24 protein-coding genes are annotated in these 24,763 nt (G+C 37.0%); 16 read left to right on the forward strand and 8 right to left on the reverse strand.

Going from position 1 to position 24,763, the window contains the following annotated elements:
- The first annotated feature begins 349 nt into the window (after window positions 1–349).
- The 8 genes from kdpF (at window position 350) to QNI22_RS03970 (ending at window position 9,869) form a co-directional block, all read left to right on the forward strand.
- Complete coding sequence (gene kdpF / locus QNI22_RS40260) at window positions 350–427, forward strand: K(+)-transporting ATPase subunit F (RefSeq protein WP_390902227.1); 78 nt, start codon at window positions 350–352, stop codon at window positions 425–427.
- Window positions 428–464: 37 nt separating this feature from the next.
- A complete protein-coding gene (gene kdpA / locus QNI22_RS03940) occupies window positions 465–2,177 on the forward strand; it encodes a potassium-transporting ATPase subunit KdpA (protein ID WP_314509332.1) in 1,713 nt (570 codons plus the stop codon).
- Between the two features lie 62 nt (window positions 2,178–2,239).
- On the forward strand, window positions 2,240–4,312 hold the full coding sequence (gene kdpB, locus QNI22_RS03945; RefSeq protein ID WP_314509333.1) for a potassium-transporting ATPase subunit KdpB: 2,073 nt from the start codon (window positions 2,240–2,242) through the stop codon (window positions 4,310–4,312).
- Between the two features lie 77 nt (window positions 4,313–4,389).
- Window positions 4,390–4,959, forward strand: coding sequence for a potassium-transporting ATPase subunit KdpC (gene kdpC, locus QNI22_RS03950; RefSeq protein WP_314509334.1), 570 nt, complete (start codon window positions 4,390–4,392; stop codon window positions 4,957–4,959).
- Between the two features lie 46 nt (window positions 4,960–5,005).
- A complete protein-coding gene (locus QNI22_RS03955) occupies window positions 5,006–6,115 on the forward strand; it encodes a porin (RefSeq protein WP_314509335.1) in 1,110 nt (369 codons plus the stop codon).
- Between the two features lie 100 nt (window positions 6,116–6,215).
- Window positions 6,216–7,346: a sensor protein KdpD gene (locus QNI22_RS03960; RefSeq protein WP_314509336.1), complete on the forward strand. Its 1,131-nt coding sequence runs from the start codon at window positions 6,216–6,218 to the stop codon at window positions 7,344–7,346.
- Entirely contained in the window at window positions 7,347–9,197 is a 1,851-nt protein-coding gene (locus tag QNI22_RS03965) for an ATP-binding protein (protein WP_314509337.1), read from the forward strand.
- Complete coding sequence (locus QNI22_RS03970; protein ID WP_314509339.1) at window positions 9,198–9,869, forward strand: DUF4240 domain-containing protein; 672 nt, start codon at window positions 9,198–9,200, stop codon at window positions 9,867–9,869.
- A gap of 75 nt (window positions 9,870–9,944) precedes the next feature.
- Here the strand turns inward: QNI22_RS03970 and QNI22_RS03975 are convergent, their stop codons facing one another.
- Both QNI22_RS03975 and QNI22_RS03980 read right to left on the reverse strand, forming a co-directional pair.
- Complete coding sequence (locus QNI22_RS03975; protein ID WP_313980700.1) at window positions 9,945–10,406, reverse strand: ferritin-like domain-containing protein; 462 nt, start codon at window positions 10,404–10,406, stop codon at window positions 9,945–9,947.
- A gap of 159 nt (window positions 10,407–10,565) precedes the next feature.
- The gene (locus tag QNI22_RS03980; RefSeq protein WP_314509340.1) at window positions 10,566–11,135 is read right to left on the reverse strand and encodes a hypothetical protein; all 570 of its coding nucleotides are present in this window, start codon (window positions 11,133–11,135) and stop codon (window positions 10,566–10,568) included.
- 522 nt (window positions 11,136–11,657) lie between these two features.
- On the opposite strand from QNI22_RS03980, the gene QNI22_RS03985 reads away from it, so the two are divergent.
- A complete protein-coding gene (locus tag QNI22_RS03985) occupies window positions 11,658–12,650 on the forward strand; it encodes a YheT family hydrolase (RefSeq protein ID WP_314509341.1) in 993 nt (330 codons plus the stop codon).
- Between the two features lie 15 nt (window positions 12,651–12,665).
- Here QNI22_RS03985 and QNI22_RS03990 read toward each other — a convergent pair whose 3' ends face one another.
- Window positions 12,666–13,418 (reverse strand): sterol desaturase family protein, encoded by a 753-nt coding sequence (locus QNI22_RS03990; RefSeq protein WP_314509342.1) that lies wholly within the window; start codon window positions 13,416–13,418, stop codon window positions 12,666–12,668.
- Window positions 13,419–13,687: 269 nt separating this feature from the next.
- Between QNI22_RS03990 and QNI22_RS03995 the strand changes: the two genes are divergently transcribed.
- The 3 genes from QNI22_RS03995 (at window position 13,688) to QNI22_RS04005 (ending at window position 16,896) form a co-directional block, all read left to right on the forward strand.
- Window positions 13,688–15,142, forward strand: a complete 1,455-nt coding sequence (locus QNI22_RS03995; RefSeq protein WP_314509851.1) for an exonuclease domain-containing protein — start codon at window positions 13,688–13,690, stop codon at window positions 15,140–15,142.
- 23 nt (window positions 15,143–15,165) lie between these two features.
- Window positions 15,166–16,182 (forward strand): ion channel, encoded by a 1,017-nt coding sequence (locus tag QNI22_RS04000; protein ID WP_314509343.1) that lies wholly within the window; start codon window positions 15,166–15,168, stop codon window positions 16,180–16,182.
- A gap of 135 nt (window positions 16,183–16,317) precedes the next feature.
- Window positions 16,318–16,896: a TlpA family protein disulfide reductase gene (locus QNI22_RS04005; RefSeq protein WP_314509344.1), complete on the forward strand. Its 579-nt coding sequence runs from the start codon at window positions 16,318–16,320 to the stop codon at window positions 16,894–16,896.
- A gap of 81 nt (window positions 16,897–16,977) precedes the next feature.
- Here QNI22_RS04005 and atpC read toward each other — a convergent pair whose 3' ends face one another.
- Window positions 16,978–17,226 (reverse strand): ATP synthase F1 subunit epsilon, encoded by a 249-nt coding sequence (gene atpC, locus QNI22_RS04010; protein ID WP_314509345.1) that lies wholly within the window; start codon window positions 17,224–17,226, stop codon window positions 16,978–16,980.
- 87 nt (window positions 17,227–17,313) lie between these two features.
- Entirely contained in the window at window positions 17,314–18,876 is a 1,563-nt protein-coding gene (gene atpD / locus QNI22_RS04015; protein WP_314509346.1) for a F0F1 ATP synthase subunit beta, read from the reverse strand.
- A 232-nt stretch (window positions 18,877–19,108) separates the two neighbouring features.
- Here atpD and QNI22_RS04020 point away from each other — a divergent pair, with 232 nt between their 5' ends.
- On the forward strand, window positions 19,109–19,480 hold the full coding sequence (locus QNI22_RS04020) for a DUF2141 domain-containing protein (protein WP_314509347.1): 372 nt from the start codon (window positions 19,109–19,111) through the stop codon (window positions 19,478–19,480).
- A 52-nt stretch (window positions 19,481–19,532) separates the two neighbouring features.
- Here the strand turns inward: QNI22_RS04020 and QNI22_RS04025 are convergent, their stop codons facing one another.
- Window positions 19,533–20,048: a TlpA family protein disulfide reductase gene (locus tag QNI22_RS04025; RefSeq protein ID WP_314509349.1), complete on the reverse strand. Its 516-nt coding sequence runs from the start codon at window positions 20,046–20,048 to the stop codon at window positions 19,533–19,535.
- Window positions 20,049–20,126: 78 nt separating this feature from the next.
- The gene (locus QNI22_RS04030; protein WP_314509350.1) at window positions 20,127–21,341 is read right to left on the reverse strand and encodes a sensor histidine kinase; all 1,215 of its coding nucleotides are present in this window, start codon (window positions 21,339–21,341) and stop codon (window positions 20,127–20,129) included.
- A 333-nt stretch (window positions 21,342–21,674) separates the two neighbouring features.
- Here QNI22_RS04030 and hemA point away from each other — a divergent pair, with 333 nt between their 5' ends.
- The gene (hemA, locus tag QNI22_RS04035) at window positions 21,675–22,949 is read left to right on the forward strand and encodes a glutamyl-tRNA reductase (protein WP_314509351.1); all 1,275 of its coding nucleotides are present in this window, start codon (window positions 21,675–21,677) and stop codon (window positions 22,947–22,949) included.
- Between the two features lie 65 nt (window positions 22,950–23,014).
- Here the strand turns inward: hemA and QNI22_RS04040 are convergent, their stop codons facing one another.
- Window positions 23,015–23,401 carry a DUF6249 domain-containing protein gene (locus QNI22_RS04040; RefSeq protein ID WP_314509352.1) on the reverse strand — a complete coding sequence of 129 codons (387 nt, stop codon included), beginning with the start codon at window positions 23,399–23,401 and terminating at the stop codon, window positions 23,015–23,017.
- Window positions 23,402–23,652: 251 nt separating this feature from the next.
- Here QNI22_RS04040 and QNI22_RS04045 point away from each other — a divergent pair, with 251 nt between their 5' ends.
- On the forward strand, window positions 23,653–24,219 hold the full coding sequence (locus QNI22_RS04045) for an RNA polymerase sigma factor (RefSeq protein WP_314509353.1): 567 nt from the start codon (window positions 23,653–23,655) through the stop codon (window positions 24,217–24,219).
- The gene (locus tag QNI22_RS04050) at window positions 24,219–24,728 is read left to right on the forward strand and encodes an anti-sigma factor family protein (protein WP_314509354.1); all 510 of its coding nucleotides are present in this window, start codon (window positions 24,219–24,221) and stop codon (window positions 24,726–24,728) included. Before QNI22_RS04045 ends, QNI22_RS04050 begins: the two co-directional genes overlap by 1 nt.
- Window positions 24,729–24,763: the final 35 nt, after the last annotated feature.

The following is a 24,763-nucleotide window of genomic DNA, read 5'->3' on the forward strand; positions in this document are numbered from 1 at the left end:
AATCATCCAAGAGGACAACTTCAAAAGTTCCTGTTTCTAAGAGGTTGTCTAAACTTATTTTTAAAGGCTGAAAAGTCATCTTTTAGGCTGCACCTTCGCCTATTTTTCGGCCCATGGTCTCTGACTATGCCCCTCAAAATAGTCTTGGTTCGCTCTAAAATCTGCTCTTTTCGCCTCTTTAAAAATAAGTTACACAACCTCTAAAAACTATAAATCATAATCAGTTACTACTATGTCTGACGTTCTGATGATCATTCTCCTTGTTCTTGCTGGTTTGATCTGCTTCTGGCTATTCTTTAAATCTGTTGACTTTTTTGAAAATGTTTAATCTGTCAACCATCTCTACTTTATGATTGCCTTACTAATTATTTCTATTGTGGTTTTTGGGTATCTGTGTTATGTGCTCATCAAGCCTGAAAAATTCTGAGAATTTTTGTTTACGCTTATAAACTTTATACTATTCTATGATAAATGAATTGGCAGGAGTTGTAGTCATTTTCGCTGTTATTATTTTGACAGGCTACATCCTGGGTAAATATATAGCCAAAGTTTATGCAGGAGAGAAATCTCTGCTGGACTTTATGTCTCCACTGGAAAATGTGTTCTATCGCCTGTCAGGTATTGATCCAACACGGGAAATGACTTTGAAGCAGAATTTGTTTGCCCTGCTTACAATCAATCTTATCTGGTTTTTACTAGGTATGCTGGTATTAATGACACAAGCGTGGTTACCTCTTAATCCGGATGGTATTCCGAATATGTCTCCTCATCTGGCTTTTAATACTACTATCAGTTTTATTGTTAACTGCAATCTACAACATTATTATGGCGAGTCAGGGGTATCATACTTTTCACAGTTGTTTGTTCTGACGTTTTTTCAGTTTGTTTCTGCTGCGACCGGTATGGCTGCTTTTGCCATTCTCATCAATGGGCTACGTGATCGGACAACAAGTGATCTGGGGAATTTTTGGAATTACTTTATAAAAAGCATTACCCGTATCCTGTTGCCTATTTGTGTTGTGCTGGCTATTGTCTTTGTGATTAATGGTATGCCTGCCACATATGAAGGAAAGGAAACCATTCATACACTAGAAGGAGCCACTTTACCTGTGTATAGAGGACCTGTAGCTGCTATGCTACCCATCAAACACCTGGGAACTAATGGGGGTGGTTACTTTGGAGCAAACTCTGCCCATCCATTGGAAAACCCCAATTATTTTACCAACTCTGTTGAGTTGATCGCACAAATGATCATCCCTGTGGCGTTGGTGTTTGCCCTGGGTTTTTACCTGAACAGACGAAAGCTTTCCTGGATGATATTTGGTGTGATGACGATAGGCTTCCTGGCACTGGCTATTCCGACAATGATTGCAGAAACACAAGGCAACTCTGCTATTGCAGCTATGGGAATTAACCAGTCTCATGGCAATATGGAGGGAAAAGAAGTGCGCTTTGGTCCCGTTGTTTCCGGATTCTGGTCTATCGCAACAACCGTAATCTCAACCGGATCCGTAAATGGTATGCAGGATAGTTTAACCCCTCTTTCTGGCTTGAATGCATTACTGGCAATGATGATCAATGCTTTTTATGGTGGAGTAGGTGTAGGCTTCGAAAACTTCTTCATCTACCTGATTATTGCAGTATTTATATCTGGTCTGATGGTTGGACGTACTCCTGAAATGCTTGGGAAGAAGATTGAAGCACGGGAAGTAAAGATTGCTATGATCGTAGCTTTGTTATCTCCATTTCTGATTCTGGTTGGTACAGCTATGACAGCTTGGTTTGCGGCAAATAACGCAGCTTTAGTAGGATATGGTGGCAAAGAATCCTGGTTGTACAATCCTGGCTTCCACGGATTTTCGGATATACTCTATGAATTTACTTCCTCTAATGCCAATAATGGTTCTGGTTTTGAAAGTCTTGGTGACAATACTCCCTGGTGGAATATTACTACGGGTTTTGTCCTGATCCTGGGGCGCTATGTACCATTGATCGGGCCTGTAGTTATAGGAGGATTGATGGCTCGCAAGAAATTTATTCCAGAATCATCAGGTACCTTACGTATTGACACGGTAACCTTTGGAGTAATGATTATGGCTGTTGCAGTAGTGATTACAGCACTTTCATTCTTTCCCGCACTGGCATTAGGACCTTTAGCAGAATATTTCTCTATGTAATTGATTTTGTGAGAAATATATAACATATGTTCTGTTTGTAACTTATTGTTTATCAACAAAAAATGGCAACTAAAAATAAATCCGGATTATTCCGGAAAGAATTTATGGCAGATGCATTGAAAGAATCATTTGTCAAACTCAATCCTGTTACAATGATTAAAAATCCAGTTATGTTTACTGTAGAAATTGGAACAGTAATTATGCTGGCAGTATGTCTCAATATTCTTTTGACAGGAGATGCAAGTCAGGGATCAATTGGATATAACCTGGGTATCTTTATCATTCTTTTGCTTACACTTTTGTTTGCCAACTTTGCAGAGGCATTAGCGGAAGCAAGAGGAAAGGCTCAGGCAGAATCCTTACGAAAAACCCGTTCAGAGACCCCGGCTAAGCGTGTACTTTTGGTTGGAGATATTAAACTGAATGAAATTCAGGTAGTGAGTTCTTCTCAGCTTAAGAAAGGAGATATATTTGTATGTGATGCTGGAGATGTAATTCCTGCTGATGGTGAAATCATAGAAGGATTAGCTACGATTGACGAATCAGCTATTACAGGTGAATCCGCACCCGTAATTCGGGAAGCAGGTGGAGACCGTTCAAGTGTAACAGGCGGTACACTGGTGTTATCTGATCATATCAAGGTGAAGGTAACAACTCAACCCGGTGAAAGCTTTCTGGATAAAATGATTGCGTTAGTAGAAGGTGCAAGCCGCCAGAAAACTCCTAATGAGATTGCACTTACTATTCTGCTGGTTGGTTTTACACTTACCTTTTTACTGGTAACAGTTACACTCAAACCGTTTGCTGATTATGCACAGACTCCTATAACCATTGCTGCATTGGTATCTTTGTTTGTATGTCTGATTCCAACTACCATTGGGGGGCTCTTATCTGCCATTGGGATTGCAGGTATGGACCGAGCCTTACAGGCCAATGTAATTACCAAGTCAGGGCGGGCTGTAGAAACAGCTGGAGATATTGACACATTGCTTTTGGATAAAACGGGTACAATCACCATTGGTAATCGAAAAGCAACAAATTTTTATCCCGCAACAGGAATTGACAAGAGATTATTCATTGAACATTGCATGCTGAGTTCACTGGCTGATGAAACACCAGAAGGAAAATCAATTGTTGACTTGGCTGGTACTAGTTTAAATGGATCTGCATCAAGTAAAAAAGAACTACCGCAGGGTAGTCTATTGATTAAATTTACCGCAGAAACTCGTTCCAGTGGTGTAGATCTGCCTGATGGACGCAAAATTAGAAAAGGTGCTTTTGATGCCATTAAACGAATGGCATTACAGAGTGGAAATACTTTTCCAGTAGAAACTGAAAACACAGTAAGGGAAATAGCAGCTAATGGTGGTACTCCTTTGGTTGTTTCCGAAAATAGTCAGGTAATGGGGGTAATTGAATTGCAGGATATCATCAAACCAGGGATCCAAGAAAGATTTCAGCGTTTGCGCAAAATGGGATTGAAGACTGTGATGGTAACAGGTGACAACCCTTTAACAGCCAAATATATTGCAGAGAAGGCTGGGGTAGATGATTTTATTGCCGAAGCTACTCCAGAGCAAAAGTTAAGTTATATCCGTAAAGAACAAACTGGTGGTAAGCTTGTCGCTATGATGGGCGACGGTACCAATGATGCACCTGCTTTGGCTCAGGCAGATGTCGGGGTTGCTATGAACTCAGGTACACAGGCTGCAAAAGAAGCTGGTAACATGGTTGATCTGGACAATGATCCTACTAAACTTATTGAGATTGTTGAGATTGGTAAGCAACTACTCATTACTCGTGGTACACTCACTACCTTTTCTATTGCCAACGATGTGGCTAAATACTTTGCCATCGTACCCGCTTTGTTTATGGGATCGATCCCTGCTTTACAGGCTTTGAATATCATGCATTTGACAAGTCCTCAATCGGCTATTCTGGCAGCTGTGATCTTTAATGCTATCATTATCCCTTTTCTGATTCCTTTGGCATTACAAGGTGTGGAATATAAACCAATCGGAGCCAGTGCCTTGTTGCGCAGAAACTTGCTGATTTATGGGCTAGGAGGTGTTATTGTCCCTTTTATTGGAATTAAAGTCATCGATGTAGTGATTACACTGTTGGGAATGGCTTAAAGAGATTTTTTAGATTGGTAGACACATTAACACTGATCTGAACTTCCACTATTTTACATACTTAATGAACTTTATATATGTTATCGTACTTAAAACAATCTATCGTAATTACTTTCGTATTGTTTGTGTTTTTGGGTGGTATATATCCTTTATTTGTTGTAGGAATTGCCAGAGTCCTTGGCCCAAATGGGGGTAAAGGAGAAATCATCAAACGAGGAGAGAAAATTGTAGGGTTTGCTAATGTAGCGCAGCCCTTTACCTCTGACAAATATTTCAATTCGCGTCCTTCTGCTTTCAACTTTGATGCAACAAATGGCTCTTATGGCTCCAATGCTGGTCCATCTAATCCGGATTACCTGGCAACTGTTCAATCGAGAATACATACTTTTCTGGTACATAATCATGGAGTTAAAAAATCTGATATTCCATCTGAATTAGTTACAGCTTCAGGTAGTGGACTTGATCCTCATCTCTCTCCTGAAGCCGCTTATGTTCAGATTGCACGTATAGCTCAGGTCCGTAAGCTTTCACAAGACAAAGTCAAAGCATTGGTTGACGAACAAATGGAAGACCGTTTTTTAGGTATCTTTGGTCCTCGTCAGGTAAATGTCCTGAAGCTGAATCTCGCTTTGGATAACCTTAAATAATTTCTTATTCAGTTTTATTTTCTTACTTAAATTAAGACCAGTACAAATGAAAAAATGGATTGTGGCAGCTTGTTTGACTGCTTCAGTAGCTCTTGCTCAGGGACAGACTGTATTGACTACAGATAGTATTGAAATTGCTAAACCTAAGTTGACATTTAGTGCTTTTGCAGACATTTATTATCTCTATGATTTTAACCAACCTGAAAACCATGAACGTCCAGGTTTTGTATACGCACACAGCCGGCATAATGAGTTTTCTCTCAATAATGCAGTTATAGGGGCTGCCTATACTTCTGACGTCGTGAGGGGAAATATCGGATTGCACACTGGGACCTATGTACAGCGAAATTATGCTGCTGAAACAATAAATGGTTCGGAAGTACTTAAGTATATTTACCAGGCTAATGTTGGTGTTCGTTTAGCCAAAGGGCTGTGGCTGGATGCAGGGATCTTACCTTCACACATTGGATATGAGTCGGCATTATCTATTGATAATCCAACACTCACACGATCACTAATGGCTGATAATACACCTTATTACGAAACAGGAGCAAAGTTAACTTGGGATATCAGTGATAAACTGACCATTTCCGGACTGGTTCTGAATGGATGGCAGCGAATTGTTGAAACAGATCAGAATAAAGCCTTAGGTACACAAATTCAGTATAAACCTACTAAAGGTGTCTTATTGAATTCCAGTACGTTCTTTGGAAAAGAAGGGACCTATCGTTATTATCATAACTTCTATACCGTTCTTGATTTGATTGAAAAGGTTACCATTATTGCTGCTTTTGACATTGGCTGGCAGCAGCAACTAGATATAACTGGTAAAAAAGATGGCACCAAAACATGGTGGAATCCCAATCTGATGGTCAGATATAAGCCAACAGATAAAGTAGCCATCGGAGGCAGAGTGGAATATTATAATGATCCTAATAATATTATAATTGCACCTACTTCTTTGAATGAAGAAACGGTAGTGACGGGATTTAAGACATTTAGTCCCTCATTGAATCTGGATTATTTTCCGATAGAAAATGTAGCCTTACGAATTGAAGGACGATTGTATTCTGCCTCAAATTCTGTATTTGTAAAAGATAATCAGACTAAAAAGACAGATGGTATAGTTACAACCTCCATGGCATTTAAGTTTTAATCTTTAACAGCAAGAATACAGTCAGAGGAGATTTGTGTTCTCTTCTGACTGTATCTATCAGCCTTCTTTATACTCCATATTATAATATACTATTTTCATTATGCCTGAGCTAAGTCAGAATGAGTCTGCTGACCATTTTTTACAACTCATTCAGAAATCACGGAAAGGAAAATTTAAGCTCTACATAGGAATGAGTGCTGGTGTCGGAAAGACATACAGAATGCTTCAGGAAGCCCACCAGTTGATTCGTAGTGGTATTAATTTGAAAATCGGATTTGTAGAAACACACAACAGAGCAGAAACTGCTGCATTAGTTGGAGATCTGCCAACTATTCCCAGAAAAAAAGTATTTTATAAAAGTAAGGAACTGGAAGAAATGGACCTGCAGTCTATTCTAAATCAGCATCCGGAAGTGGTAATAGTAGATGAGCTGGCACATACCAATATTCCTGGTAGCAAAAATGAGAAAAGATGGCAGGATGTGGTTGATCTGCTTCAGGCTGGTATAAGTGTGATAAGTGCTGTAAACATCCAGCATCTTGAAAGCCTGAATAACCAGGTATATCATATTACCTCAATTGAAGTATCTGAAAGAGTGCCTGATCATGTACTGCGTATGGCGGACGAGATAGTGAACATTGATTTGCCTGCAGATGAACTTATTCAACGACTCAAGGATGGAAAAATATACCATGGTGCAAAAATAGCAGCTGCGTTATCCAATTTTTTTCGGTCTGAACAGATTTTACAACTTCGCGAACTGGCCTTAAAAGAGGTTGCCTATCAGGTAGAGAAGAAAATTGAAACAGAAGTACTAGGTCCCAATCGGCTGCGTCCAGAGAAGCTACTGGCGTGTATTAGTTCAAATAACGAAGGAGCACAGAAAATAATCCGTCAGACTGCCAGACTTGCCAGCTACTATGATGCCAGTTGGTATGTGGTGTATGTTCAGACTCCACGAGAAGATCCGGATAAAATTAAACTAGCATCCCAGCGTCATCTTATCAATAACTTTAAGATGGCAACAGAGATGGGAGCAGAGGTAATGCGGGTAAAAAATAAGAGTGTATCAGATGCTGTTTTAAACATTGCTTTGGAGAAACAAATTAGTTTTATCATTTTAGGTAAGCCTCATTTTAACCATTGGAATTTTGTTCTCAAGTCTACTTTATTACGAAATATGCTTCTGAAAACAGAATCCACACCTATTGATTTAATCATTGTATCCTAAATGAAAATAAAAACCAAACTGGTAGCAGGGATTGCTTTTTTATTTGCCTTATTCGTTATCATCGGTGGGTTGGGTGCATATTTTATTAAATTATTGTCTGATGAATCTGATCAGATTATTGAGGATAATTATGAATCTGTAGAGTACACCAAAGCCATGACGCAGGCATTAGATGAAATGAAAAGATACCATACCGAGTTTTTTTTCTCTCCTAATCAAGATAGCCTTATCAATCAGGTACGTGAACAGATGCTTAGACAGGCCATTGTTGTATTTGAAAAAAATCTGAAGAATGAGGAGGATAACATAACAGAATCTGGTGAAAAAGAATTAGTACAATCTCTCAGAAGTAACTATACACATCTGCTACAGCTGACTCAGTCTGCTACAAATAGGTCAACGCCCTCTGATTATTATTTTAATGAAATAATCCCTCAATATAAAGATCTCCAGAAGGATATTTATCAGATTTCAGAGGTAAATCTGCGTGCAATAGATCGTAAGAATAATAGTGCACAGGCTACAGCTCAAAAAGTATTGAGTTATATATCAGTGATTGGAGTTGTAGCCTTCATTGTATATTTCACTTTCTTTTTGAATTTCCCAGGATATATCGCAAATCCTATTCAGGAATTATCCCATAGTATCAGACTCCTTGCCAACAAGAATTATCAGCAACGTTTACATTTTACATCTAATGATGAATTTGGCGAAGTTGCTAGTGCATTTAACTCCATGGCGGAAAAGTTGGATGAGTATGAAAACAGCAACCTGGCTAAAATCCTGTTTGATAAGAAACGTTTGGATACTGTAATAAATAATATGCGGGATGCTATCATCGGATTGGATGAGAACTTACGCATATTATTTATTAATCAGGAGGCTACAAAGTTGATGGTAGTAAATTCTGAAGAAGTGATAGGGAAATATGCTCCAGATATAGCACTAACCAATGACCTGATGCGGAATTTAATTCAGGATCTTGTCACTGATGTAACTTCTGAAAGCCAAACTCCACTAAAGATTGTAGTGGACAATAAAGAATCTTATTTTACAAAGGATATTATTGATGTGGTGTTTGTGCGTACAGGTGAAACCAATTCACGCAAAATCGGTTATGTAATTGTTCTTAAAAACATTACTCATTTTCAAGAGCTAAACGTGGCCAAGACTAACTTCATTGCCACAATTTCGCATGAATTGAAAACTCCAATATCCTCTATCAATCTAAGTTTAAAACTGCTGGAAGATGATCGTATCGGAAGTATCAACGAAGAACAGAAACATATGATTGATAATATAAAGGCTGATACACAACGATTATTAAAAATTACCCGTGAGCTACTAGATTTGACACAGGTTGAGACTGGAAATATCCAGTTACATTTCAGGGCTACTAAGCCACAAGAGATTATTGATTATGCATATGAAGCTCTAAAGGCACAGATAGAACAAAAAGATATACAAATAGAGATTATTGCTGACTATTCACTTCCTGAATTATACATTGATCGGGAGAAAACGGCTTGGGTAATGATCAATCTTTTATCTAATGCAGTACGTTACTCATCAGAACAAAGCAGAATCATTATTAGTGCAATACAGAAAAATAAGAGTGTGGTTTTTTCTGTACAGGATTTTGGTAAAGGAATTGATAAAGCCTATCATGAGAAAATATTTGAACGGTATTTTCGGATTCCGGATCAAAACAATGGTTCTTTAGGAACAGGGTTAGGATTGGCTATCTCTAAGGAATTTATAACAGCACAAGGTGGAAAAATATGGGTGGAAAGTGAGCAGCATGGAAAAGGGAGCAATTTTTTGTTTACAATTCCGGTAACATTGGTATAAATGGCATTAATGTTACGTGTAGAATATAATATGATAAGCAAACCTGTTATGTCACCAACGGAAGAAGAAGATTTCTTCTGGAATGCAATTGAAAAATCTAATAGATCGCAAAGCTCTCACTGGAGTGATTATAATATTGAAGAACATCTTGAGAATCTGATTGGACTACTTTCGCATCATACCAAAGAAGAATTGATAATTTTTGAGAAGGTATTTCAGGAAAAGATGTATGAGCTTTATACCGCGAATATTGCCGAATTGTCAATAATTTTAGAAAATGGATATACAACTGAAGAGGGTAAAATTATTTTTGATGATTATATATCTACAGATGGTTTCATTTATTTCCGGTGCTGGCTTATATTAAAAGGAAAGCAGTTTTTTGAAGAAATCACAGAGGATATAAACGCTTTTATTAATGGAAAATATAGTTTTGATATAGGCGATACTTGGGCTGAAGGACTGTTATATGTTTCTGATGAAGCCTATTCTGCCAATCATGAGAATCAGGATAATTCAGAAATTCAAGATGCTGTAGCAAATTTGTTTCCAGATGTTATTCATTATGACTCATTAGATGGAGACATGGATGGAGTACCTATAGGAGGAGAAGACCTACAGGATACATACCCTCAACTGGTTAAAGAAATAACAGATTTAAGGAATAAGTAGTTAGATTTATAATAAAAATATGGTAGTTCATGCATTTATGGACTACCATATTTTTATTACTATCAATTATACAAATTAATAGGCTGCCTGGCTGGAACGCAGATATTGACTGATTGTGTCATGCGTTCTTTGGATACTATCCCGCTGCCGAAGCAGAGTTTCACGTAGACTTGCAGATACATTGTCTTCCAATGCGTCATCATACGCTTTAATAGCTGCCTTATCTCCAAATTCGCAAGAACTCAGAATAGATTCACGGTCTTTTCCTGTGAAAGCTGCTTTCAGATCCATCCATGCTTTGTGGATTTGTCCTGTAGCGGTAGTGCCTCTTTCTGGCTCACCACCTAATGTTGTTACTTCCTGTATTAAATCATTACGGAAGCCTCTGCTCTCATGGATAAGATTGGCAAACATGGCCTTCAAATCTACATCTTCAAATTCAACATCTTTCATGGCTCTTTCATAGCCTTCAATCCGATCATTCAAAATTTCTATAACGTCATTTAAAATAGAAATTGATTTTTCACTAGCTGACATAAAAAACTTTATTTAGGTTAATAATCAATACGTATTTATGTCTGTAATGCAAAAAATACATGCCATCTGGTTTTGAGGTTATCATAAAAAAGCAACAACCTACCTGTACATACAGGTAGGTTGTTGCTTTTTTATACTATATATGCGTCTAATAAGTCATTATGCCGTTTTTGGATTAAATACTTCCGCATCTGTGGAACCCAGGCCAGATTGGGTATTATAATCAGCAACAGAGCTTCCTAACGGTTTGCTTGCAGCTTCACCTACAGACATATCTACATAATTTAGATTTTCAATACGTTGCTCAATGTGATCAATCAGGAATGATGGACCATCAATTACGGCATTACGTTCTTTTACTTCAACTACTATAGGTCTATTCATGGCTCCTGCAATCATTGTCGGAATATAGATATACCGATTGTTTTCTTTGTGATCCATTGCATATCCACTGGCCTGTAGAATTGCATCCAGGCGATCTTGTCCTGTATCAGAATCTCCATAACGAACACTGGTATGCGAAAGTGTATTACGGTTTGCAAAGCGATAGATATCAACTGCAAGAGCTACACCCCAAAAACCTATGAATATCCATAAACGCCAGTCCAGACTAGTACTTCCTTTTTGCCAGTAGGACAAACCCATGAATAAACCGATGATGCCTGCCATGATTAAAGCGGAGAAAGCAACTCTCTTGGTTACTAAGGCTCCAATGTTTGTGTCTTTCATACTTGTAATTGTTATGATAAAAACATTTTTACTGTGAGAATTCGATTTGATGTAGAACTAATACAATATTAGATTCTTTTAATTTTTCTTAGAATTTGTTTATATCCTAAATATTGCGCTGTAAGGTTATCTAACTGTTTAGTAGTGCCTGGCCTGAAAAAATGGATACTTCACTAAGTTAAAGTATTCTTTTTTAAAGAACAAGTTTTCTTATAGTAAGATTGTTCCTTTAACATAAATACCATTTTTACCAGAATGGTGACCGTTGGAATGTGAAAATTTTTATAAATACTGGTAAGGTTTTAAAATGTGACCCTATTGAGAAGATTCAGTGTAAGAAAAAATGTAAGAAATAGACCTTTTTTCGTCATTTTTAAGTTAAAGAGAAATATCTATATTCATTTCTAAGTTAGTGATTTCGTATTCTTTCATAGTTAGTAGTGATTACATTTGAAATTACTTTTGATTTTTTGCGAAGAGTAAGAGAACTTTGCTATACTATTACCTGACAGAAGATGACTTATGCCGTATTTACAAGAGACAACCTATAGATCTCCCTTTTATCTATTTAATGGTCATTTACAGACGATCATCCCGGCTGTTATGCGAAAAGTGAATGGTATATCTTACTACCGAGAGCGTATAACTACTCCTGACGAAGATTTTCTGGATTTGGATTGGGCATTTGCAGAAAATAAAAGAAAAACAAAGCCCTCCCAATTAGCTATTATTAGTCATGGACTAGAAGGGGATAGTCAACGTCCTTATGTAACAGGGATGGTCCGTATGTTAACATCAGAAGGCTATGATGTGCTTGCATGGAACTATCGAAGTTGTAGTGGTGAAATAAATCGTCAGAGAAGATTCTACCATATTGGAGCTACCGATGATTTACACACGGTAGTTGAGTATGTAACTCAAATGAAACCAGAATATACAGAAATCGTTCTGTTAGGATTTAGTGCTGGGGGTAACATTACCCTAAAGTATCTGGGTGAACAGGGTGCTTTGCTAGCACCATTTATTAAAAAGTCGGTAGTTTTTTCAGTTCCTTTAGATGTGAAAACCAGTAGTGCTAAGATTTCGAAGCCTCAAAATTTTATTTATGAACAACGTTTTTTGCGCAGTCTTCGGAAAAAAATTCTCAAAAAAGCTGAGATTATGCCACAGGCGATTGATATAATGCCACTTCAGACTATTCGTAAGCTTAAGGAATTTGATGATGTATATACAGCTCCTCTACATGGATTTAAAGATGCAATTGATTATTACACTCAGAACAGTTCCAAGTTTTTTTTACAGGGTATTAAGGTTCCTACATTGATTGTCAATGCCATTAATGACCCCTTTTTATCGCCTGAATGCTTTGATCAGTCTCTGGTGACGAATCTTCCTAATGTATGGTTACAGATTACTCAGGCAGGTGGACATTGTGGGTTTATGTATCAGTCATTACAGAACACTTTTTGGTCTGAGACAAGAGCTTTGTCTTTTTTAAAGGAGTCTCACTTATAGAATCTAGAACCTATCTTATCTTTCTATAGATTGCTCTCTGTTTCGTTGAAATTGTTCCATATAATCCGGCGCAAGTGTACCAAATAATGAATCCCAAAACGTAGTGTAGAAACCAAAGTTGTATTGTTCATTTTGATGATGCTGATAATGAAAAGTAGCAGTAGCTATTTGTTTGGCTATTGGAATTCTAAGCCAATTGGCTGGAAATAATTCAACATTCATATGTCCTAGCATTCCAAAAATGACATTTAATGTCAGATACAGAATCACAGCATATAAATTGGCTGGAAACACTAATAATAAAATAACCCATAAACTTCCAAATGAAAACGTTTCAAAGGGATGCAACACAAAAAGATCAATAGGTTGAGGATTTGTGTACATATGATGTAGTTTATGCACTATTGAATAAAGGAAGGTTCGGTGAACAATATAATGCAGAAAGAACATAACTGCATCCATAGTTAGAATGAGTATAAGTGAATCTACAACAATGCGATAAGAGATACTTTCATCAAATTGTATGTATCCACGCTTCCAACATTCATAGCCTGCATAAGTAATAAGAGAATTGATAATAACGGAAGTTGAAGCCATTACAACTTCTTTCATAGTTAATGGATCAACTAATTTTGAGAGTTGTTTTGTCGAGAGCCCATATGCTAACCAGTTGCTGATAAGCAATGTCAATACAACAATAGTTACATTCTCAAACAAAAATAATCCAAAAGCTTCCCAACGAGTAATACTTTCCAAAAAGTGCAGCATAGGATAAAATAGTGAATAACGTGCTGTAAATTAAGTAGATTAGTTTGTTCAAATAAGCGCAGATTCTCTATTTTCCTTACAAAGCAGCTATTCTATGCGATTTTTTCCAGTCTTATTGTCTTTCTTTTCAGCATAATGAGAATGAACAATTTACAATATGACAACGTTATGAAGTCATTGAAAAAAAGTATTTTTGTAGTAGGCGAGCTTCTAAAATATACTAATGTTTTCTGCCTGTAAACTATTGTCTCTGATCTGATAACCGCATAATCCATCACATTTTGTACGCCATAGTTGATATTGAGACCACGGGAGGGCAGCCTGACCGTGACCGGATTACTGAAATTGCTATCGTTTTACATAACGGTAAAGAGATTGTAGAACGCTACGAAACACTGGTCAATCCAGGACGTTCTATTCCCTATGAAATTACTCAGTTGACAGGAATTTCTAATGAAATGGTACGGGATGCACCTCCTTTTTATGAAGTAGCCCGTAAGATTGTAGAACTTACCGAAGGTGCCGTTTTTGTTGCGCATAATGTACGTTTTGATTATTCTTTTATCAAGTCGGCCTTCAAGGACCTGGGATACAATTATCAACGAAAAACATTATGTACAGTACGAATGAGCCGAAAGTCATTTCCGGGTCTACCCTCATATAGTTTAGGCAAGTTGTGTCAGTCTCTTGGTGTTACTATTGAAAATCGCCATAGAGCAATGGGAGATGCTGAAGCTACTGCCGAAGTATTTGGTATGATAATGAATCAACACCAGATTACTGCAACTACTTCTGCTGATGTTGAAGATTGGCTTTCCCTCGAAGTTAAATCACAAACATTACCGCCTCGTATAACAAGAGAACAAGTTCTGGCATTACCTGAAGATACAGGAGTATATTATTTTCATGATGAGCATGGTAAAGTTATGTACGTTGGAAAGAGCATTAACATTCGCAAACGTATCATTCAACATTTTCAGATAGATTATAAGAGTCGTAAATCCATAGAGTTTAAAAACAACATAGCCAGCATTACCTATGAGTTGACAGGGAGCGAATTAGTGGCGTTATTATATGAATCGGATGAAATAAAGAAGATAAAACCGCGCTTTAATACTCAGCAAAAGCGATCACGCGCTGTGCCATTTTATGGAGTATACGAAGAAGCCGATAAAAATGGCTATATTAATTTGTATGTAGAAAGATTGTCTTCAGATAAAGAGCCCTTAACCATGCTGGATAATTGGGAAGATGCTCGCAACTTTTTGTATAATCGGGTTCAGAAGTTTGGATTATGTCTTCAGAAATGTGATTTACATAAGACCGGAGGGCCTTGTTTCAATTATCATATTCATCAGTGTAAAGGAGCTTGTGTAGGAATAGAACCTATAGACGAATACAACACGCGTGCACGAGCTGCCATTGAAAGTTTTAGTTTTCAAAATGAAAGCTTTTTTATAGTTGGAAGGGGCAGACATGAGGATGAAAAATCTGTTGTCTGTATTGAAAAAGGACGATACATAGGATTTGGTTACCTGGATACTTCTGTAGAAGAAGCAACACATGAAAACTTACGGGCAAGCATACGTAAATATCCCCACAATCAGGATATTCAACGTATACTTTGTAGCTATGTACGTACCAATCGATATGATAAGGTAATTCCCTATCAGTCGCTGTCTGTGAAAACTTTAGCAAATGATCCTGATTATTCTAATATGTAACCAGTAAATATTGAAAAGGATGTATGAGTAAACATCGGCGTAAACCCCACCTCAAAGAAGAACAACGAGAATTTGGATTCGGAAATAAACTTACTGACGCCACTACCAGACTAATTAACAAAGACGGAAGCTTTAATGTTGTTAGAAACAATAAAATATTAGGCCGTTACTATCTGGACCCTTATCATCGCTTTATTACCATGCGATGGCGTAAATTCTTTTTGATATTTCTGCTATTCTTCTTTGGCATAAATGGCGCATTTGCTATAGTCTATACCTTGTTAGGTTCTGAGCAGTTTCAAGGAGTGTCTAGTGCGGGATATTTTAGCAATTTCTGGGATATGTATTTTTTTAGCACACAGACATTTACCACTGTTGGATATGGACATATTGCCCCAATAGGTTGGTTGGCAAGTATGATCGCATCCCTGGAATCAGTGGTTGGATGGCTTTCATTTGCTATTGCAACAGGTTTATTATATGGTCGTTTTGCCCGGCCTCAGGCTCGCATATTATATAGTAAACATGCAATAGTTTCTCCATATAAAGACGGAATGGGCTTAATGTTTCGTATTGCCAATGCACGTAATAGTCAGCTCATTGAAGTTGAAACCGAGGTGATTCTTAGCCTGATTGATAAGGGAAATGGCAATGAAACCCCTCGACGAAAATATTACAATTTAAAACTGGAACTCAATCGTATTAGCCTACTTTCCTTAAGTTGGACAGTTGTTCATTCTATTACAGACTCAAGTCCATTATATGGTATAACATTGCAGGATTTAAAAGATTGTGATGCTGAATTTTGGGTTATGATTAAAGCTTTTGATGATACTTTTGCTCAGGTTGTATATCAGCGGACTTCTTATTCTTGTGATGAGATAACATGGGGTGCAAAGTTCAAACCAATGTATTCTCCAATTATAGGTAGCAGTAAAATTGCTCTGGAGCTTGATAAAATTAGCGAAGTTGAAAAAGTTGATTTGCCTGAGTTGATTTTCGAAGTAGAAGAGGAGGAAAGGGGAGTGTCTGATTTATGAGATACAGTTTCTGATAAGTACATTTCTTGCCGATAAAAGTCTACTATATATTCTCAGACATGTAACAATATATAGACTTGTGTATCTATATAAAAAAGTTTTGTTTCATATAAATCCCTTATCTAATTCTTTGAAATGAAAAAACTGTTATTGATTATTGCTGTCATTTTGATTCTTGTTTCAATAAAAGAAACTCAAGCATCTGTAAATTTTATAAATTCAGAGCCGTTGGATTCTGTTATGAGTGTACCTGCACCTCAATTTTCCCTAAAAGATATGAGTGGAAAGGTTGTTTCTCTGGCAGAGTATAGAGGAAAAGTTGTTGTACTGGATTTTTGGGCTACATGGTGTGTCCCATGTCGAAATTCATTCCCCGCAATGCAAATGACAATGAATAAGTATCAAAATGATAAAAATGTAATTTTCCTTTTTATTGATACACGTGAAAAATCTCCAAACTACCAATCATTGATAGGTCAATTTTTATCTGATAATCATTATGACTTCTATGTGTTGCTGGATGAGAAAGGTGCTGATGGAATTCAAAATAAAGTATACAAAACGTATCAGATTCCAGGTATACCAACTAAATTCGTAATAGATGGAAAAGGAATAATCAGATTCAAGAATATAGGCTTTGATATGAATAAAACAAATGAGCAAGTTGTAGAAGAACTTGCTGGACAAATTGAGATTGCCAAGACCACAGAATAGTACTGAATATGAATATTAGACCCACAAAAAAGAGGCTTGAATATATATATTCAAGCCTCTTTTTTGTGGGGGTCTGGTTATCTATTTACCAAGTATAGCTTCTGCCAGAACTGTTATTTTATTGTTTAGTACCTCAACAACACCACCATCAACTTCCCAGCTTTTTTCATCCTGATTTGTTCTGACTTTAATTTGTCCACGTTCAAGTGTACTAATCAGAGGTGCATGGTTGTTCAATACCTGAAAAGATCCTTTGGTTCCAGGAAAGGTTGCTGAAACAACATCTCCAGAAAACACAGTATGATCAGGTGTAATAATATCTATTTGCATATGGAATAGGCAGGTTTATATGTGAAAATGTGCAGTTGTTTTAATTTTCCTTTTCAGAAAATGATAACAAACTGCACAATATATAGTTTACTTGGCTTCTGCCAGCATTTTTTCACCTTTTGCAATTGCTTGCTCAATTGTTCCTACCAGGTTAAACGCTGATTCTGGCAGATGATCCAATTCTCCATCCATAATCATGTTAAACCCTTTAATAGTATCTTCAATGCTTACCAGCTCACCTTTCATACCTGTAAATTGCTCTGCTACGTGGAAAGGCTGAGACAAGAAACGTTGTACACGTCGTGCACGAGATACAGTTTGTTTATCTTCTTCAGATAATTCATCCATACCTAAAATAGCGATAATGTCCTGCAATTCTTTGTAACGTTGTAGAATTTCCTTAACACGTTGTGCTGTACGGTAGTGTTTTTCTCCTACGATTTCAGGAGTAAGAATCCGTGAAGTTGAATCCAGAGGATCTACGGCAGGATAGATACCCAATGCTGCAATCTGACGAGACAATACGGTAGTAGCATCCAAGTGAGCAAATGTGGTAGCAGGCGCAGGGTCAGTCAAGTCATCAGCAGGTACATATACCGCTTGTACAGAGGTAATAGAACCACGTTTGGTTGATGTAATACGTTCCTGCATAGCACCCATCTCAGTAGCCAGTGTTGGTTGATAACCAACCGCTGATGGCATACGTCCTAAAAGAGCGGATACTTCAGATCCAGCTTGAGTAAAACGGAAGATATTATCAATAAAGAATAGAATATCACGACCTTTTCCTGTACCATCTCCATCACGGAAGTGTTCTGCAACAGTTAAGCCAGAAAGCGCTACACGAGCACGAGCTCCTGGAGGTTCATTCATCTGACCAAAGATGAATGTAGCTTGACTTTTTTCAAGTTCCTGCTGATCTACTTTGGAAAGATCCCAACCACCTTCTTCCATAGAATGTTTAAATGCATCACCATATTTGATGATACCAGCTTCAATCATTTCACGGAGTAAGTCATTTCCTTCACGTGTACGTTCTCCCACACCCGCAAATACGGAAAGACCCGCATATGCTTTTGCAATATTGTTAATCAATTCCTGGATCAATACGGTTTTACCAACACCCGCACCACCAAATAAACCAATTTTACCACCTTTTGCATAAGGTTCAATCAGATCGATAACTTTGATACCTGTATAAAGAACTTCTGTAGAAGTAGACAGATCTTCAAATTTAGGAGCTGGACGGTGAATAGACAATCCCCCATCTGATTTTGGTTGAGGAATACCGTCAATAGCTTCTCCTACTACGTTAAACAAGCGACCTTTGATTCCTTCTCCGGTTGGCATTTCGATAGGTGTTCCTAAATCGATTACATCCAATCCTCGTTGCAGACCATCTGTACTTTCCATTGCGATAGTACGTACACGATCTTCTCCCAAATGCTGCTGACACTCCAGAATTACTTTAGTTCCGTTAGCTTTGGTTACTTCCAACGCATCCAGAATATTAGGTAAGCGACTGCCTTCTGCTTCAAAGCTTACGTCTACAACCGGACCGATTACCTGTGTTATTTTACCTACATTAACTTTTTTTGTCGAACCGGAGGCGGCTATGGGTACCTCTTGCGTTAGCGTTTCGTTTGCCATTTTGTGTTTTTTTATTGCGAAAAGTATGATGTAATTTCAGGGCGCAAAGCTACTGCATATTTCTTGTAATAACAAACCCTTTTAGTGCTTTGCTTGCCTTGTGGCGCATTTTTTTATTCTGTCTAACGTAAGAAGCTGTATTTTTTTGTTTGTAAGTTAAATTATTGAATCTGGCATGTATTTTTTCACGATCCTTTTTAATGCATCTCTTTTATTGATTAACCATTCATCTATGGAATCTTCAATACATATCACTGTATATAACCTTAGGAATACTCAGGGACATGTTTTATTGTCAGTTTTTAAATCCGAAGACGGATTTCCCAATAATCCTGCAAAGGCTGTAAAACTGGTGAAAAGTAAAATAACCGGAGATAAAGTAGAGATTGTTTTAGACAATATGCCTGTTGGAGACTATGCTATATCTGTAATGCATGATGAGAATGATAATGGTAAAATGGATACTGGAGCATTTGGAATACCTAAAGAGGGATATGGTGCTTCTAATGATGCAAAAGCTGTGTTAGGACCGCCATCCTATAAAGATGCTCATTTTGACCATCAACAATCAACATCTTTAAAAATAAAGATGAAATATTTCTAAGAGGGATTAATGGTTCTCTTTGAATCTTATTAAACCAAGGAAATAGCCTTGTTTATTTAATATAATTAAGTATAGCTTCAATTTTTGCTTCGCCATTAAATTGTTGTACTAACTCATTCTGACTATTGTATATATACACAGCAGGTAAACGGAGAACTCCATATGTTTGAAACAGAGTGTTATTGTCAACTTTATAGGCAGTAATAGGGGCTTTTAGTTTATACTTTTGCATAAACGCACGTATTTTAGGAATCTCATCCCAGGTAATCATCAGAAAGTTGGTGTTTACAAACCGATCTGTATACTTTTGAAGTTCAGTAGCTTCTGCTTGGCAATGTTCACAATCAGGGTGGAAAAAAAATACGATAGTAGGTCTGTTTTGTGGTAACTGTGATATTGAGATCAGCTTTTTTTCCAAGTCCATTACCTGGAAGTTCGGTAATTTGGGTTTTGTTTCAACTGAAGTTTGTTGGGCTGGTGAGTCCTCGTTTTTCTCTTGTGTTGAAGTACAGGCGCTGAAATAAGTCATTATAAACAAGAAGCAGAGAAGGCGAATGATGTGTTGCATGTGAGTTATAAATTTTTCAAAGATACTATTCTTAGATTGCTGTCTATATTGATAAATTTCAATTCTATTCAGTATAGATTAGATATTAAGTAAAATTCGGAATGTTGTACCTTTATTAGGTTCAGATGATTTTACAAAGATTTTGCCTTGATGGTAATTTTCGATTATTCGTTTTGCCAGTGTAAGTCCTAATCCCCAGCCTCTTTTTTTAGTGCTAAATCCTGCATCAAACACTTTTTTCAGATTTGCCTTAGATATCCCTTTTCCCGTGTCAGATATATCAATAACCCATTTATTTGACTGATTTCGTAAAGTAATGATAATTTCGCCACTTCCTCCGCTCATGGCATCCACTGCATTTTTACAAAGGTTCTCAATAACCCATTCAAATAAATGACGATTGATTTTGGCTGGAGCAGGATTAGGTGAATCAGAATCCAAATATAGTTTGACCTTACTAGAAATTCTGCTCTGCAGATAACTGATGATGTTATCTAAAATATCATGCAGGTTTTCTTCTGTTAAGGTTGGGACAGAACCAATATTTGAAAAACGAGCTGTAATCATTTCCAATTTATGAACGTCTTTTTCAAGTTCCGGAATTGCTTCATTATGACTGAATTGAGGGTCAGATTTAAAATATTCAATCCATGCCATCAGCGATGAAATGGGTGTACCTAACTGATGTGCTGTTTCTTTAGCTAGGCCAACCCACACCCGGTTTTGTTCGGCCCTACGAGAAGAACTGAAAGCAAGATAGGTCAGCCAGACAAATACACCAATTACACTAAGCTGAACATAAGGATAATATTGTAATTGGAACAATACATCTGAATTGCGATAAAAAATGCGTTGCTGAAGTCCTGCCAGATTAATCTCAATAGGAGGGTGCTGAGATTTCATTACCTCAAGTTCTTCATACATAATTTCCTTTTTTTCATCTTCTGTAGCTTTGGATGGAAAATTAATGTTGATAGATGATGCACTAGCTGTTGAAATAGGATTGTCATGATCATCTGTCACAATAGCTGGAATCATGTCATTCTTTTTGATAATTTGTTCTGTAATAAAATTGATTGCTACACCTTCATCATTATCACTATCTGTACTAGTTATAATCTCTAATGCCTTAGCGTAAAGTTCTATCTCCTGGCGTTCATGTTCTGCTAGTTTTTTTACAATATAATTAGTATAAAAGACAGAGGCACCTCCAATAAGTAAAGCAATCAGAATAGCAACTATCTTGGTTTGTGATTTGTCGTTGTAAAGATTGATCAGAAAGTTTTGTTTCATATCGCTTTAGCGTGAATTTATGGCAATTGAACCCTTTTGTCACACAATTGGTATATAGATATATATATTTGCCGATGACAAGATACTATTTTTAATACATCCAATGCTTCAAACAGGATTTTCTAAAGAAGCGAAGAATACAATCATTTTATTGTATTAATTATGCGGATTTAAGTATAAGAATTGCTTTTTTAGTAATTGTTTGTTATTTATAATAATTCTAAATTATACTAAAGAGTGATAAAGATCATGGTTTCTACTGACAAATCGTTTTCACATTGGACATTTTCATAGTAATTTTGCACAAGAATATTTAGAATTAGTACCTCTGCCATGCACCAACAATTTAAAGCCATCAGTATTTCACATCACACGGCTCCTATTGATGTTAGAGAACGAGTAGCGCTTGAAGAACAAGGATGCAAAAATCTACTTTTGCAAGCTCGTGAGGTGTTAGATATCGCCGAAATGCTGGTTTTATCCACCTGTAATCGTACAGAAATATATTACACATCAGCTGAAGACCGAAGCGAAGATATTATAAAACTTATTGGTATTCAGAAAGGTCTCGATGCTAATATGTATAAGCAATACTTTCAATCTTTTACTGATCACCAGGTAGCTGTTCGTCGTTTATTTGAAGTTTCTTTGGGAATTCATTCTCAGGTGGTAGGTGATCTGCAAATTACAAGTCAGGCCAAACACGCTTACCAATGGGCTGCTGATGTTAATATGGCAGGTCCTTTTGTACATCGTTTAATGCATGCCATTTTCTTTGCAAATAAACGTGTGGTACAGGAAACTGCGTTTCGTGATGGAGCAGCTTCTGTATCCTATGCAACAGTTGAATTGCTTGAAGATTTGACAACTGCATTGATTCAACCCAAAGTGTTGGTTGTGGGATTAGGTGAGATTGGAACAGATGTGTGCAAAAACCTGGCTGAAAATAAGCACTTTGAAGTTACTTTGTGTAACCGTACCCATATCAAGGCTGAAGAATTGGCTACTGAATTGAATTTCAAAGTTCTGCCGTTTTCCCAGGTTGAAGAAAAGATGCGTCAATATGATGTGATTATTAGTTCTGTAGCAAAGCAAGACCCTTTTATTACTCAGGCAATGATTAAGTCTTGGGATATTCTTTCCTATAAATTTTTTGTTGACTTGGCTGTTCCCCGTAGTATTGAATCAACCATAGAAGAAATACCGGGAGTTGTTCTCTATAATATAGATGAAATTCAAAGCCGTGCGAATGAAGCATTACAAAAAAGGATTATAGCAATAGCACATGTACAGGAAATTATTACAGAGGCGTTAAAAGATTTTTCAGATTGGTCAAGAGAGATGGCTGTTTCCCCAACCATCAATAAACTGAAAAATGCATTGGAACAGATCCGCCAAGAAGAGCTGGCACGTCATCTGAAAGGATTAACACCTGCAGAGACAGAAAGGATCGAACAGATTACCAAAGGTATAATGCAAAAGATTATCAAACTTCCGGTGTTGCAGTTAAAAGCTGCTTGTAAACGTGGAGAAGCTGAAACACTTATCGATGTGTTGAATGATTTGTTTAACTTGGAAGCTCAATCAGAAAGAGAATTATATAAATAAGGATAACGCCTATAAAAGCAAAAGGTCAACTAGTAGAGTTGACCTTTTGCTTTTATAGGAAAAACTTAAATATTTTCGTATTTGATTTCTTTTTTTGCTTCAGCTTCTTCTCTCTTTGCCATACGAAGTTCAAATGCATAAGATGTCAGTAAGCCTGCCCCTCCAAAAATCAGAATCATAGAGAAATAGGCTGCTTGAGATACAAGTGGTGTGATCTCATCCAGAAAATTGCCTAGCAAAATTCCTACTCCAGTCCCTATCAACAATAAAGCGATCCTAAGTGTAACAGAAGGATTTAACTGACCTTTAGGTTTATTAGTAAAAGGATCAATTCCTTTTTGAATCAAGGCCATTCGTTCTACATTCATGTAGTAGCGAATAAAGATAATCATTGTTATAATGCCAATAACACTGACAATTGGAACCATAAAGACGGCTACATCGGGACCCATAGTTGTAAATTGTGTTTAGATGAATGAATGTTTTCCTGTTTTCTGAACATAGGATGCAACAACATTCTGACAGGTTACAGAGAAAGCGAAAATTTTCTCATTTTTCTCGGAAGAACAAAAAAACTGCAATCTAAGCATAATGAAGCTATATTTAATAATGATATTTTTTTGAAAATGAGTGTTATATCTATTATTTTATTTTTTCAACCAAATAATGTAACCTTTCAGTTTATGTGTGCATCCAATCAGGTGTGAAAAGCAAATCGGACGATATAACCTTAATTGACAAGATCCTATTAGGTGATCAGACTGCATGTCGTGACCTGGTAGAACGCCACAAGGAGTATGCATTTACTATTGCATATCGAATTTTGCGAAATCGTGAGAATGCCGAAGAAGCTGCACAAGATGCGTTTATTCAGGCATTCAGAAATCTTGAATCTTTTAATAAGGAATCAAAATTTACTACATGGTTTTATCGTATTATTTTTAATGCAGCGTTAATGCTTAAGCGCAAGCAAAAAGATCAGATTGAAGATATTGAAACAGTTCATACATTAGCTGCAGAACAAACAGACAACGACTTTACAAAACGTAGAGAACAACAATATTATATTGAAAAGGCATTGGCACACCTGTCTTCGGAAGATGCTGGAATAATTATCCTTTTTTATTTGAAAGAACAATCTTTGGAAGAAATCGCTGAAATTACAGGAATGACATCCAGCAATGCAAAAGTAAGATTGCACAGAGCTCGTCAACGCCTGGCTTTGGAATTGGATAGTTTATTAAAGCGGGAAGCAAAAAATTTATTATGATGAAAAAGAACATACAACATCTGACGGATGATCAGTTAATGGATCTGGCTGATGCATTTTTGACCGAGGATGAAAAACAACAATATTTTGATCATCTATCTGTGTGTGAAGATTGTCAGGCACGATACCAGACATTTATTTCGATAAATGAACAATTGGCTTCAATGCCATTGTTACAACCATCTGTTGTATTTACAGAACGTGTTTTGGATCAATGGGATGAGATACGTTTGGCAGTACCAGATGTGAAGAAACGAGTGCGATTAACGCCATTTGTCTTTCTGGGCTTTATGAGTTTTCTGGTAATTGTGAGTATAATTTTGCTTTCAATATTCTCTGCATCCTCAGCAAATACAGTTCCTGTGGTTACAACTACTCATATGGTAAGAAATGTTATAGGAATAGGTATTCTTTGGGAAATTTTATTAGTTGTCAATGCCGTGCTTCTGCTTTGGTTATTTAATCAACGGGTTTTAGCACCTTTTTTTAGACATAGGGTGGCTGCATGAAGATAGCATAGTGGTTCTTCCAATAAAAACGGACT

This window comes from Xanthocytophaga agilis (assembly GCF_030068605.1).
In the GTDB taxonomy this organism is placed as follows: Bacteria; Bacteroidota; Bacteroidia; order Cytophagales; family 172606-1; genus Xanthocytophaga; species Xanthocytophaga agilis.

What these genes read in the sequence shown, in the direction of transcription:
- kdpF (WP_390902227.1), top strand. Translation starts at nt 350, where the DNA reads ATGATTGCCTTACTAATTATTTCTATTGTGGTTTTTGGGTATCTGTGT.
- kdpA (WP_314509332.1), top strand. Translation starts at nt 465, where the DNA reads ATGATAAATGAATTGGCAGGAGTTGTAGTCATTTTCGCTGTTATTATT.
- kdpB (WP_314509333.1), top strand. Translation starts at nt 2,240, where the DNA reads ATGGCAACTAAAAATAAATCCGGATTATTCCGGAAAGAATTTATGGCA.
- kdpC (WP_314509334.1), top strand. Translation starts at nt 4,390, where the DNA reads ATGTTATCGTACTTAAAACAATCTATCGTAATTACTTTCGTATTGTTT.
- QNI22_RS03955 (WP_314509335.1), top strand. Translation starts at nt 5,006, where the DNA reads ATGAAAAAATGGATTGTGGCAGCTTGTTTGACTGCTTCAGTAGCTCTT.
- QNI22_RS03960 (WP_314509336.1), top strand. Translation starts at nt 6,216, where the DNA reads ATGCCTGAGCTAAGTCAGAATGAGTCTGCTGACCATTTTTTACAACTC.
- QNI22_RS03965 (WP_314509337.1), top strand. Translation starts at nt 7,347, where the DNA reads ATGAAAATAAAAACCAAACTGGTAGCAGGGATTGCTTTTTTATTTGCC.
- QNI22_RS03970 (WP_314509339.1), top strand. Translation starts at nt 9,198, where the DNA reads ATGGCATTAATGTTACGTGTAGAATATAATATGATAAGCAAACCTGTT.
- QNI22_RS03975 (WP_313980700.1), bottom strand. Translation starts at nt 10,406, where the DNA reads ATGTCAGCTAGTGAAAAATCAATTTCTATTTTAAATGACGTTATAGAA.
- QNI22_RS03980 (WP_314509340.1), bottom strand. Translation starts at nt 11,135, where the DNA reads ATGAAAGACACAAACATTGGAGCCTTAGTAACCAAGAGAGTTGCTTTC.
- QNI22_RS03985 (WP_314509341.1), top strand. Translation starts at nt 11,658, where the DNA reads ATGCCGTATTTACAAGAGACAACCTATAGATCTCCCTTTTATCTATTT.
- QNI22_RS03990 (WP_314509342.1), bottom strand. Translation starts at nt 13,418, where the DNA reads ATGCTGCACTTTTTGGAAAGTATTACTCGTTGGGAAGCTTTTGGATTA.
- QNI22_RS04000 (WP_314509343.1), top strand. Translation starts at nt 15,166, where the DNA reads ATGAGTAAACATCGGCGTAAACCCCACCTCAAAGAAGAACAACGAGAA.
- QNI22_RS04005 (WP_314509344.1), top strand. Translation starts at nt 16,318, where the DNA reads ATGAAAAAACTGTTATTGATTATTGCTGTCATTTTGATTCTTGTTTCA.
- atpC (WP_314509345.1), bottom strand. Translation starts at nt 17,226, where the DNA reads ATGCAAATAGATATTATTACACCTGATCATACTGTGTTTTCTGGAGAT.
- atpD (WP_314509346.1), bottom strand. Translation starts at nt 18,876, where the DNA reads ATGGCAAACGAAACGCTAACGCAAGAGGTACCCATAGCCGCCTCCGGT.
- QNI22_RS04020 (WP_314509347.1), top strand. Translation starts at nt 19,109, where the DNA reads ATGGAATCTTCAATACATATCACTGTATATAACCTTAGGAATACTCAG.
- QNI22_RS04025 (WP_314509349.1), bottom strand. Translation starts at nt 20,048, where the DNA reads ATGCAACACATCATTCGCCTTCTCTGCTTCTTGTTTATAATGACTTAT.
- QNI22_RS04030 (WP_314509350.1), bottom strand. Translation starts at nt 21,341, where the DNA reads ATGAAACAAAACTTTCTGATCAATCTTTACAACGACAAATCACAAACC.
- hemA (WP_314509351.1), top strand. Translation starts at nt 21,675, where the DNA reads ATGCACCAACAATTTAAAGCCATCAGTATTTCACATCACACGGCTCCT.
- QNI22_RS04040 (WP_314509352.1), bottom strand. Translation starts at nt 23,401, where the DNA reads ATGGGTCCCGATGTAGCCGTCTTTATGGTTCCAATTGTCAGTGTTATT.
- QNI22_RS04050 (WP_314509354.1), top strand. Translation starts at nt 24,219, where the DNA reads ATGAAAAAGAACATACAACATCTGACGGATGATCAGTTAATGGATCTG.